This is a genomic window from Allorhodopirellula solitaria, from assembly GCF_007859855.1.
Lineage (GTDB): Bacteria > Planctomycetota > Planctomycetia > Pirellulales > Pirellulaceae > Rhodopirellula > Rhodopirellula solitaria.
Window position 1 is genome coordinate 413,382 of record NZ_SJPK01000001.1, and the last position, 11,780, is coordinate 425,161.

Here is an 11,780-nt window from a genome sequence, read left to right on the forward strand (position 1 = left end):
AACTTGGGGGCAATCAACAGCTCGTCGCGTGGTCCACGACCGAAAAGCTGTCGCAAAATTCGCTACTTATTGATCACGTGATGCTGAAGAGGCCTGCGGTGTAGAACAATGGGAGGGTCGAGACTTGAGAGCACAGGACAGGGCGGTAGCAGCGGATCTCCGCCGCTACGGGCGGCCTGCATCGTCGGCTTCAAAGGGTTTTTCGCAACAACTTCTCTCGGCTTGCTTCTCGATGTCGAGCCGCCAGCACCCAAGCGACCACCCCCCATCCCAATGAGGCGAGGGTCAGCATGGGGCGGTGCCACCATGGGGCGTACTGAAAAGCGATTCGCCATTTCCCTGGCGGGCAGAGCACTCCCTGTGAGAGGAAATCCACCTGAAAGACTTCCGCGAGACGTGAGCTGGTCACGCCGGCCACTGGATGCTCTTCATCGCTTGCTCGGCCTGAATCGCGTGGGGTCAGGACCGCCTGCCAATAGCCATCCTGATAGACGGGCCGCGATAGGATGACTCGCGGGGCACCGTCGCCTGCTTGCCGCGTGATCTGGTTTGCAATTCGTGGAGGGATTCTCGCCGGGCTGGCCCGCGACTCATAGGCGTAGTCCAGCAGGAGTTCTCGCCATGCACCGGCTCGATCGGGAGTCAGCGGTTCAAATTTCGTTCGGACCGAGAGACTCGTCGCGGACAGCCCAGACGCGGACTCGGTGAGCGAGCCATCACGAGGATCGCTGGAATATCGGCTGGTAGTTTCCTCGTGCAGAGCACCGTCCGAGAAGGCTTCCAGGCGGGGAGTCTTGAAGAGTTCACGCGTAACCACAGGCATCGCCTGCTGAGCTCGCGTTTGCGGCGTCGTAACCTGTCCCCCTCGGCAGCGGAGTAGACCCTCGACGCCGAGCAGTCGGCACCAGCCTCGCCAATGGTTCGCGGGCAGGTCAGACGCACTGCGATCGATCGTCTTAGCAAAGTGCCAGAACTCAGCCATCTCGCGGGAACCGATCGAGACCAAATTGTTGACGACCGCGTCGCCATGCTCCAAATGCCAGCGTCCAAAACGAGCGAGCCGGAGGCTGGCCTCGACCGTCAATATGCGGTCGGGATCGGATTGCTCTGACCATTCCGCAGGAAACCCACCATCTGAATTGATCCGCATCCAGCGGCGGGACGGCTGATCGTCGTGCGCAACGGCGAGTAACCTCGACTCGGCTGCGCGGTCGACCGTCGGGACGAGCTGATGGTGAGCAACGACGAGGTCCACCGCTAGACAGATCAACCACCACCGCGGGTCTCGCAAGATGCCGATGGCGAGGAGGACCAGGAATACGCAGGCTACCGAAAAAGTGTACTGAGCGACTGCCACGTCGGGAACGAATGGTCCCCAAAACGGGTCGCTGAGCCGCCCTTCCAGGTTCGCGACCAACACACCGATCCCCAGGAGAATCAGCCCAGCAACGACGCTGCCGCTGACCCACGCGATCGAGCCTGATCGTTGGGACGCCACGCCGCCTTGAGGAACCGCACTGGGCCGCACGGCGCGCGTCCGCCAACGCTGCATGACGATTTGAACGTGCATCGACCGGGCGGCCGCGACCGTGATCGCCAAGGCAACAAAGGGCAGCCACTTAGCAGGATACCGCAGTGAGTCGTAGCCGGGCAGAAACCGATGCAACCATGGGTACACGGGAAAGTACCCTCCCAGTGCCGCGGCCGCCGGCAGCAAGAACAATACCCATAGCGGCCAGCCAGCGTAGCGTCGGCAACGGGCTGGTGATTTCCACCATCGAATGCCGCCGAACACAATCAGCACCGGCAACAGTAGGCCGCCGTAGAGTGACGGGGTCCACAACGCGGTTTCAGGTCGTGTTCTCCCGCCATCGAACAGGATTCGGTCCCAGCGCGAGTTGATCGGCCACGGGGAACCGTAAAGATTGGGAACGACCAGCTCCATCCATCGCCACGGCGGTACAGAGAAGGCCAAAGCCTGATCATGAATCTTGGAAATCTCCGGCGCACCGGGATCTTGCACACGGTCACTTCGGGCTGACCAGGCCAGCGAGGCGGCGATCTGCGGCGCCGCCAAGATCGACGCCAGCACCACGATCGCGGACATTTGGCCGATGATCGCAAGGCCGGTCGGCCAATGCCATCTACTTTCGACCGCGAAGCGGTCTTGGTAACCCGACGCGTCAGCGAGGATCACTTGTTCGCCACGCAAAACACTGCATATTCCTCGCTGACGCGTCGGGTTACCATCGTGATGATGACCCGAACGGGGGAGAGATAGCTGGCATTGGCCGGTCGGCCCCGGGGCCGGCCGAGGGTCGGATCGACGCGAGCAGAGAATTGCCCACCGGATTGCCCCAATGACGACGGCGACCAGCATCGCATGGAGCGCCGTGGGCGGGTCTCCGCCGAGGATGATCATTGCCATGGCGATGGCGGGGATGCAGATTGCCTTCGCCCAATCAATGCCGGTTTGGCGATTGGGGAGGCGAATGCCCCAACTGGATTCCATCCAGCGAATCGCCGCTCGTCCATCGATCCAGGGTGCCATCAGCAGGGGCAACCAGGCGGCACCGACGAGGAAGGGCGGATTGGTCGCTAAGAAGAGCACCATTCCTGAGAGCGGGTAGCCCACGCCGGCGATGGCGGCCGACCATGGACTGCATCGCAATCGGCGGGCGAGAGCATAGGCCGTCAATGAGGCGAGGATGAGATGCAGCACCACATAGACACCCATGGCTGTTTCAGCCGACCAGGCCGGCGCGTAAACGAGCATCCGCAGCGGGTAGAAGACTGCCGTCGTGGTTTCACCGGCCAGCGGCATGCCGGTTTGATCGGATTCGTTCCAGATCGCATCTCCCCATGCCCCCCAGTGCTGCGCCTGGCATTGCTGGGCGACGTACTCATAGAGAGGCGTGTAGAAATAGCCTACATCGCGAAACGCAAGCCGATCGCGGCCACTGAGAACCCCAGCGAATAGGGTGAGCAGCAGTAGGGGGCCGATCCAAGGTGCCACCCGGCTCGGTGGGATCGCCCAGGACTCGCGTCCTGGACGCTCGATCGGTGAGGCAGTTTGCTTCGCGACCTTCACGAGTTCGGCGCGGAACCATCGCGATCGCCAACCTGGTTGGCAATCGCTGAGCCGATCGAGGCATCTTGAAACGTCAATGTTCGATACGGGAACGGGATCTCGATACCCGCCACGTCGAGGGCGCGTTTGATCGCAGCGACAACTTCGTCACGGCTGCGGCGAATATCGGTCGGTTTCGATCCGGTCCACCAAGCCACTTCGAAATTGATGCTCGAGCTGGCAAACTCCTGAGCGAAGACTTCGACGGTGCGTACTCCCAAAATGGATTCGCAGGACTGAACCGCCTCGCGGATCACTTCCCGCGACGCATCGACATCTTCGCCATAGGCCACCCCACAGATGATGCGGACGCGTCGTTGCGGTTGGCTGGTCAGGACATTCACGTTGTTTTTGAAGAGCGTCGCGTTGGGGACGACCGACAATTCACCATCGAGCCCACGGATCATCGTATTGCGAATCGTGATCCGCTCTACCTTCCCAATGAGACCTTCGCAGGTAATGAAGTCACCGCGGTCAAACGGATACTTCCAGAGAATCAGCATCCCCGCAAAAAAGTTTTCGAAGATGTCTTTGAACGCAAATCCGATCGCGACCGACCCCAAACCCAGCACAGTGAGAGCTTTCGATGGCGTCATCCCTGGGAAGGCCACCACTGTGGCGGTCAGCAGACCGACGACCCAGATCGCGATCGCACTGAGCTGGTGGATGAGATCCTGCAGGCTCAGACGCATACCGCGATTACTGAGCACCTTCACGATCAGCCAGCCAACGAACTTGGCGAGCACGATCGTGAGCAAGAGGATAATGCCAGCCGCGACGAGTAGCGGCGAGCGAACCAGGAATGCACTCCACAACACCCCAAGGCTTTCTTGCACCAGTTCGCGACTTGATGCAATATCAACGGTGGATTCGACTTCGAGATTGTTGATAACCGCAATCGTATCTGTGATGCCCCGGGCGACTCGCGTCGCCCATTCTCGGTTTTCACCGGTATCCGCGGTTCCCCGCAGCGTCACGATCCCACTTTCGCAGGTGACTTCGAGATCGGTGAACCTGTCCGATGCCGCGTAAATATCGCTAAGTCGCTGGGTAATCTTGGCATCCGAAGCGACATTATCGAGTCGCACTGTCGGTGGTGCTGGCTCGTCAGGGACCGTCGCGGCTGCCGACTCCTGCGAAGCTGCCGGACGGGCACCCATGGTGAGCAGGGCAACCCAGAGAATCGCCAGAAGGATGCGGCGAGTGCTCATGACGGTGGATTCCTTGGTAATTCTCTCGGTAGATAATGGTTGAAAAAAGTCTTTCGGCGTGCCCCAGCGAGCAGGGATGCGAGAGTTGAGAGTTGGTGGCGAATGATAGGCGGAAGTCGATCTACCGGCCACCGCCGCAACCAGCAGCCAAATCGATTTTGGCATCGTTGCTCCGGTGACGCGCTTTCGATCGAGCGAGCCGAGCCGAGGCGCGGTTCGCGGCCGGGTGGGCGGTGTCACGCGGTGATGGTTGTGCGGTGATGGCTGGGCCAGGCCGAGAGCATTCCCGACTCACAATTTGTACCCCCACCATGACGCAGTTCGGTACCCCGAACTCCTAACCGGTATATCTTGACATTCCCAGCCCCGCTAGCCGGTGGGATTGGTCTTTTCCTGTCGATCGTCTCAATTTTTCCGATTATCCGGGCCGATACGATGGTTGAGACGTTAATCCTTGATTTCGAGGCTTGTGTCGCCCGTTGCCTGCTTGACCAAGCAGCTGCAGATTTTGACCGTGGCTGTCTTTGATGACCGTGCGGAGTGAATGGGCGGAGTACCAGTTTCAGTGGATCAAGGGAGCCATCGGGGGAAGGATCCACTTAAGATGTTGACAAAACGATTTGCATTATGGTTGGCAATTGGCGGAACGACCGCGGCGACTTGGGGTGCCGTTGGCCCTTCGGCCTCGCTGCTGTCAGCTCAGGACACGTTTGTCTCTGACGCTGCGTTTCAGCAGGACCCGAATGGGGGGCGTCAGGTCGAGCCGGTGGAGTTCGAGCGCCTCAATGAACATGTCGTTAGTGACGAAGTCATCGGCTATGACACCGAGTACGTCGGCAGCCAATACCCAGGCGGGGAGTACGTCGAAGGGGGTTACATCGAAGGGGGTTACGCTGACGGAGGCTATGCGTGTGCCGAAGACGAAGCGGGTGGCATTCTCGTCAACGGATGTGGCCATGATTTTCGTGAGCCCTTCTCGCTCTTTGGCCAAGCCAACGGCTACAACGTTGGCGGTTGGGTCCAGATGGGGTACCACGATGCGGCTCTCCCGTTGTTCAATAACCGTCCCAACGATTTGCAAGCTCAGCAGATGTGGGTATACGCCGAAAAACGGCTGGACACGTCGGGTGGACTGGATTTCGGTGGACGCGTCGACTACGTCTACGGCACCGATGGTCCCGATACACAGGCGTTTGGAAACAACAACGATTCCTACGACAACGGCTGGGACAACGGCCCCGACAACAGCGGTTACGGACAAGCGCTACCGCAGGCCTACGGCGAAGTCGGATACGGCGATTGGTCCGTCAAGGTCGGCCACTTCTTTAGCATGATTGGTTATGAAGCAGTTGCCGCCCCGGACAACTTCTTCTACAGCCATACGTACACGATGTACCATAGCGAACCTCGTACCCATAGCGGTGCCTTGGCGAAATACAACGCCAACAGCGACTGGACGTTCTATGGTGGCTACACCATGGGCCAAAACAGCGGATTTGAAGACAATGGTGACGCGTTTCTCGGCGGAATCTCCTGGGCAGTCACCGATAACTTTCTGCTGACCTACTCCACGACCGACGGTCGTTTTAGTAAAGCTTATCCGAACGGGGCTGATAGCGAACGCGGCTTTTTGCACTCGGTGGTCTCAGATATCACGGTTACCGATCGCATCGAATACATCAGCCAATACGAAGTCCTGCAGACTGAAGATGCGGCGGGCAACTCGGCTCGGGACACGTTCAGCATCAACAACTACCTGATCTATACCGTCGCCGATTGTTTGGCACTCGGGGCTCGGTTCGAGTGGTACGACGCAGAGGGTATCTTCGCTAACGATGTGGACGTCTACGACTGCACCTTGGGGGCGAATATCGCTCCCCATGCCAACATCTTGATCCGTCCGGAAATTCGCTGGGACTGGGTCGATGGTGATGCTACTGGGATCCTCGCTGACAATGCGGATCAGCAGACGACGTTCGGCATCGATTCGATCTTCCTGTTCTAGGACGTCGCCGCACGTGCAGAAAGTGGGCTGGTTGAAGGGACGCCATGCGATGGGTTAACGTCAGTCGCTACTGAATCGCTCACTTCGCGTCCGGATCGAGCGGCGGAATCGCAACCATGCACTGGCTCGTGCATCTTTTTCCTGTTCGTACGTCCACTGGCCCTCGGGTGAAATCTCCGTGGCCAATGGCTGGTTCGAATAGAGGGATTCGGTAAAATCGGGTAGCGATGCAGGGGGGCGGCTGACTTGATTGCATCCCCTCTCCAGGGACGCTTCGGCGTGCGATTTGCATCGTTTGTAGGCACCATTACACAGCTAAATGGTGTGCGATATCATGCCCGCTTCTATTGCTCCGAACAAACCATGGCGGAACTCGACGTGACCCACCGTTCTTCAATCCAATTTCGCGACCAGACCCGCGTCTTCTGCGGACGCCCGGCTGCTTTGCTCGCGTTGACACTGAACATCTCGCTGGCTCTGCTGATCTGTTGTTCTCAGCGGTCGGCGGCCGACGACTTCATTACAGGATTGCGGCTGTTTCCGTCCGATGCGGCCGGTGTGGTGCGTGTCGCGGACATGCCCACGCTGTGCGAGGTATGGCAGCAGACGACGCTGCATCAGATCGGGCAAGACGACGTCATGGGCCCGCTGCTCGAAGCCAATTTCGGCGCCAACGGGACCGTTTGGAACAATGCCGGCGAGAAAATCGGTGTGCGACCTCAAGATCTCTTGGAAATCGCATCGGGCGAAGTGGTGGCCGCGTGGTTGCCCTTCGAAAACGATCGTCGTCGGCCATCGTGTCTGGCGATCGTAGCCGATATTCGCGGCAACCACGACGAAGCTCTGAACGTTGCCCAACGGATTGATCGAGAATTGAAAGCAGATGGGGCGACCCGCAGTGACGTCGAAAAGCATGGCGAGACAGTTCGTATTTATCAGCCCAAGACCCGCCCGGGGCAGCTCAAGATCGAACAGGTGGTCGTCGTTGTGACCGAGGACCGGATGCTGGCTGCCAACCGTGACTCAGTCGTCTTCGACATGCTCTCGGCAATCTCGACTGGCGGATTGGAGTCCTCCGTCGCCGAGGCAACTCTCTACCAAACTGTTTTCGAGCAGGTCGATCAGCGGACCGAGGTTTCTACTCCGGGCAGTACTGTGCAGTGGTTCGTCCGTCCGATCGCCATGGGACGGATCGTTCGAGAAGTCGCCAAGGTGGATCGAGGCAACAAAGTGAAAATCTTGAACTTGCTCGAGAACCAAGGTTTCGATGCCGTTGAAGCGATGGGAGGTACGGTCGTTGTGGCAGAAGGCCCGTACGATCTATTGCATCGGGGCTACATTCACGCACCGGCGCAGACTGATCAGCCTGATCGTTATCGCCTCGCCGCCCGCATGCTCCAGTTTCCGAACACCGCGCTGCGGCCTTTGCCAAGCTGGATTCCGAATACCGTTGCCACTGCGACGCAGATCAATTGGAAGATTGAAGAGGGGTTCTGGGCACTCGAGACGCTGGTCGATGAAGCCTTCGCTGACAAGATATTCCGCCCAACCATCGCGGGAATTCGAGATGATGAAGAGGGTCCTCAGATTGATCTCGAACAGAACGTTTTGCCCGGGCTCGGCGAGCAAGTTATTTTGCTGACCGATAATACGAAGCCCGCGTCAGTCGATTCCGAGCGGATGCTTGTCGCGATCGAGGTGAAGGATGAGGCCGCGATCCGAGAGGCTGTTGCGAAGGCGATGGAAGTTGAACCCGATGTCTTGTTGATCGATGCCGTCGCCGGTGTGGACATTTGGAAAGTCGAGCCTGCCGACGAGGACATGGAAGAAGATCTTTTCTTTGACGACTTTGCTGACTTCGACGAGCCCGAGGAGAAACAGCCGCCCCTGCTCGATACCTGGGCGATTGCGATGGTCGAGAAAGGGCCTGGTGCGGACACCTCCTATCTGATGTTCGCCAGCCACGTGGACCTGTTGGTCGAAGCGGCTCAGAGGATCCAGTCCGGAGCCCAGGATGGGTTGGCTGATCAGCCCGATGTGAAGTCATTGTTTGAAGAGACGCAGGCGGCCGGGGCTGACCAGGTGGCGATCCAGCGAATTGTTCGGCTCGGCGAATCTCTCCAGACCAAATACGAACTGCTTCGCCGCGGTGAGCTTCAGGACAACGATTCCGTGCTATCAGCGATCATCCGGAGAATGTTCCGAGACGAGGAGCACGAGGAACTCGAACGGCCAAATACGGACATGTGGCCTCCCTATGAAGAGGTGAAAGAGTTCTTCCGCAACGCATCGAGCTTTGTCGAGACGACCGACTCAGGCTGGAACCTGAATTCATTCCTGTTGCATGAATAGTTGAGCTGAACTCGCGGGCGGGCGCCGGCCCGCAGAACCGGCGGGCCGTGGATTGACCACGCTGTATGAAAACAGCATCAGCGATCAATCGCGTCGCGTTACGACCGCCGGGTCAGCCATGTCGTTGGCAGCAAAGCCTTTCGCACGCAGCAGGCAGGCATCACAGTGACCACAGGGGCGTGATTCAATCTCGTCGATTCCGATCGGATCGTAGCACGAGAGCGTCTGTGAATAGTCGACGCCCAGTCGCAGCCCCGCAGCGATAATCTGTGCTTTGGTCAAATCGATCAGGGGGGTATGAATTTTCAGACGCTTGGTGGTCTCCGAGCGAGGTCCTGATTTGCTTTCAGCGCCCACTCCCGCCTTGGTAGCCAATCGAGCCATCGCTTCGAAGGCGGCAATGAACTCAGGGCGACAGTCAGGATATCCGCTGAAGTCGAGTGCATTGACACCGATAAAGATATCCGTCGACTGACAGGTCTCTGCAACCGCCAACGCGTAGGATAGAAAAATTGTATTGCGGGCGGGGACGTAGGTCACGGGGATTTCATCACCGATGTCCTCGACATGCTCCGACTTCGGCACTGCGATGTTGGCATCGACCAAAGCCGATCCACCGAGCTGCGCCAAGTCAATGTCGATGATGCGATGCGATGCCGCCCCCATCGTGTCGGCGAGAACCTGGGCACGTTTGAGCTCGTCCACGTTGCGCTGGCCGTACCGAAAACTGATTGCGTGGACACGAAAGCCCTGCTGGCGAGCGATGGCCAAGCACGTGGCGCTGTCGAGTCCGCCGGAGAGCAAGACGACGGCCGATTCCGGCTGATCGGTTCGTTCTGATAGGTCATTTGCCATGGTAGCCACCCTTCCAAAGTTTGCGTCCGATCATCGGCGTGTAGTTCGTCCAATTGCCGTCGGCGGCAACGTCCTGTTCGATGACAGTCGTGAACGTCGCGAGCTTCGCGTCGAGGTTGTCGATCTGATGGAGGGCAATCGCTTCGAGCGTGACCGGGATCTTTGGGCTGCCGTACTCCTGGCTGCCGTGGTGGCTGACGATGAGATGCTCGAGCTGCTGACGGAGTTGGAGTGGGAAGGACTCGCCGCTCTCGCTCTCAACCTGTCGGATCCGTTCGTCGAGCTGTTGGACACCGATCACGATGTGACCTAACAATTGGCCGCGATCGGTGTAGCTGATCTCTCCACCCGATTTGAGCTCGTCAATTTTGCCCAGGTCATGCAGGAACACGCCCATCATCAGTAGATCGGTATCGAGCTGGTCATAGCGGGGGCCGATCAAGCGGGCCAATTCCATCATATTGAGCGTGTGATGCAGCAATCCACCGGGATAGGCGTGATGGTGGGCTACTGCGGCTGCGGCGATCCGAAATCGCTCGACGAAGTCAGCGTCATCCAAGTAGCACGCTGCCAAACGCTGCAGAAATGGCTGCGCCAAAGTCGCGAGCAACTCCCTGACGCGATCCATCCGCTGATCGGCCTGGGCGGCGTCGAAACGCTCGAATTCATCCACCGCGACTTCGTGAGCGTCCATCCGCTCGATTTGCGTCACGATGACCTGCAACGCACCATTGTGGATTTGCGTCCGTCCATGGCAGAAGATGTAGTCGCCGCGATCGAAACGATCGAAGACGGCCTCGTCAGCGTTCCACATCATCCCGGCGATCGTACCACTGCGATCAGAAAGTTTTAGCAGTATGTACTTGCCGCCTTGCCGGTTCACGCGGAGCTGCTTGTCGGCAGCTTGAAACGCTTGGCCCAGCGTCATCGCATCACCGAGTTCATTGATTGGAATACGCACGGAAGTCAGGGGGTGAGAGGGTGTGGAGAAGAAACGTGCACGCCAAGAGCGTACCAGGCAACCTGCCTCGCAGTGAAGATAGCCAACACCCGGTGCAGACCGCACTGGATGGATGCGAAGTCCCCCCTGGGCTGGTCGGCCGCACCGCCTACCTGATCGAGCGAACTCGTGCGTTCGGTCGTTTCAAAGTAGAACAAATGTACAAATTTTGGATTGCAGCAGTGTTAGAGGCCACAACCGCCGCCGCCGAGGGTTAGAATAGTCGCATGAATGAAGCGTCCGCGTCCTCTGTCAAGAATTCCGACACCGCATCAAGTTCCGGCGGCTCCACCGCTGGCGGGCTGAGTTCGCGCGGATCGGGGGGTGGTTCACGGGGATCCCTATCGAATAGCCAGTGGCTGAAAATTTCCAGCAGTGTGCACTTGGGCAGATCCCAGCAGACCTGGACGGGAGCCGGCAGCGCAGCCGGATACGTACTGAGGTACCTCACCCCCATGCGGCGGTTGATGGTGGATGTTACTGGGGGCGAGAAGGAGGCTGACCGCGCGTTGGCAATCCTCGTGACTCACCTGGTTCGGGCTGGATTTAGCGGTCACGATCGAGGCCGCCTGCGAGACTTTCTCGTGCGTGGGATCCGCTCGGCGGCAAAAGCACGATTCGACGAATCGGTTCAACAGAATGAAACCGCCGAACTGGAAAGTTCCACTGCCGAGGCGCCCGTTCCACCCAAAATCGATCGAGCCAAACTGGAGTCGCCGAAATGGCTCGGCTACTGGCGTGACGGAATCCTGCAGCGGAGTTGGAGGTCTCTCGAACGCTACCAACACGCTCGCCGGTATGAGCAAGCCGCACCTACGGAATCCATCGAAGGTGAGCCACTCCGAGAAGACTACATCCACGATGTGCTGCAGATCGCGATGGCACATCCCAAGGACAACCCGAAAGGCTGGGCAGGTCGGCTTTCTCCCCTCGGTGACAGGCGCGCTAGTCCCGACGAGGTGGTCACGCAATTGGAGTTGGCGCGGATTCGATTCGCTCAATACGTGGCGGACGAGGTCGCCCAGACGCTGGAGGTACCCCAACCGGATTTGATCGAAGCTGAGATCAAATCGCTTGGGCTCAGCAAGGCATTCATGGGCGTGAAAGTCGAAACCTAAGTCAACTCGGCGAGCCCCATGATTTCGCTCGCTTGCCGAGCGTGGCCGCGGACGGATAACCCGCCCACGGCCAAGAAGCCCGTTCCTAGCGCCGGCTACTCGATCCGCC

General features: G+C 58.9%; 8 protein-coding genes. 4 read left to right on the forward strand and 4 right to left on the reverse strand.

The window, feature by feature from the left end; all coding sequences use genetic code 11:
* Positions 1-190: 190 nt before the first annotated feature.
* Both CA85_RS01590 and CA85_RS01595 read right to left on the reverse strand, forming a co-directional pair.
* Entirely contained in the window at positions 191-3,091 is a 2,901-nt protein-coding gene (locus tag CA85_RS01590) for a hypothetical protein (RefSeq protein WP_146389537.1), read from the reverse strand.
* Positions 3,088-4,341, reverse strand: coding sequence for a mechanosensitive ion channel domain-containing protein (locus CA85_RS01595; RefSeq protein WP_146389538.1), 1,254 nt, complete (start codon positions 4,339-4,341; stop codon positions 3,088-3,090). The genes CA85_RS01590 and CA85_RS01595 overlap by 4 nt, the downstream gene beginning before the upstream one ends.
* A gap of 604 nt (positions 4,342-4,945) precedes the next feature.
* On the opposite strand from CA85_RS01595, the gene CA85_RS01600 reads away from it, so the two are divergent.
* Both CA85_RS01600 and CA85_RS01605 read left to right on the forward strand, forming a co-directional pair.
* Positions 4,946-6,346, forward strand: coding sequence for an outer membrane beta-barrel protein (locus tag CA85_RS01600; protein WP_146389539.1), 1,401 nt, complete (start codon positions 4,946-4,948; stop codon positions 6,344-6,346).
* A gap of 363 nt (positions 6,347-6,709) precedes the next feature.
* The gene (locus CA85_RS01605; RefSeq protein WP_146389897.1) at positions 6,710-8,698 is read left to right on the forward strand and encodes a membrane or secreted protein; all 1,989 of its coding nucleotides are present in this window, start codon (positions 6,710-6,712) and stop codon (positions 8,696-8,698) included.
* An 84-nt stretch (positions 8,699-8,782) separates the two neighbouring features.
* Here CA85_RS01605 and queC read toward each other — a convergent pair whose 3' ends face one another.
* Positions 8,783-9,553, reverse strand: a complete 771-nt coding sequence (gene queC / locus CA85_RS01610; RefSeq protein ID WP_146389540.1) for a 7-cyano-7-deazaguanine synthase QueC — start codon at positions 9,551-9,553, stop codon at positions 8,783-8,785.
* On the reverse strand, positions 9,543-10,514 hold the full coding sequence (locus CA85_RS01615; RefSeq protein WP_146389541.1) for a 3'-5' exoribonuclease YhaM family protein: 972 nt from the start codon (positions 10,512-10,514) through the stop codon (positions 9,543-9,545). Before CA85_RS01615 ends, queC begins: the two co-directional genes overlap by 11 nt.
* 35 nt (positions 10,515-10,549) lie before the next feature.
* On the opposite strand from CA85_RS01615, the gene CA85_RS01620 reads away from it, so the two are divergent.
* Both CA85_RS01620 and CA85_RS01625 read left to right on the forward strand, forming a co-directional pair.
* Positions 10,550-10,771, forward strand: coding sequence for a hypothetical protein (locus CA85_RS01620; protein WP_146389542.1), 222 nt, complete (start codon positions 10,550-10,552; stop codon positions 10,769-10,771).
* Between the two features lie 9 nt (positions 10,772-10,780).
* Positions 10,781-11,671: a hypothetical protein gene (locus CA85_RS01625; protein ID WP_146389543.1), complete on the forward strand. Its 891-nt coding sequence runs from the start codon at positions 10,781-10,783 to the stop codon at positions 11,669-11,671.
* Positions 11,672-11,780 lie beyond the last annotated feature (109 nt).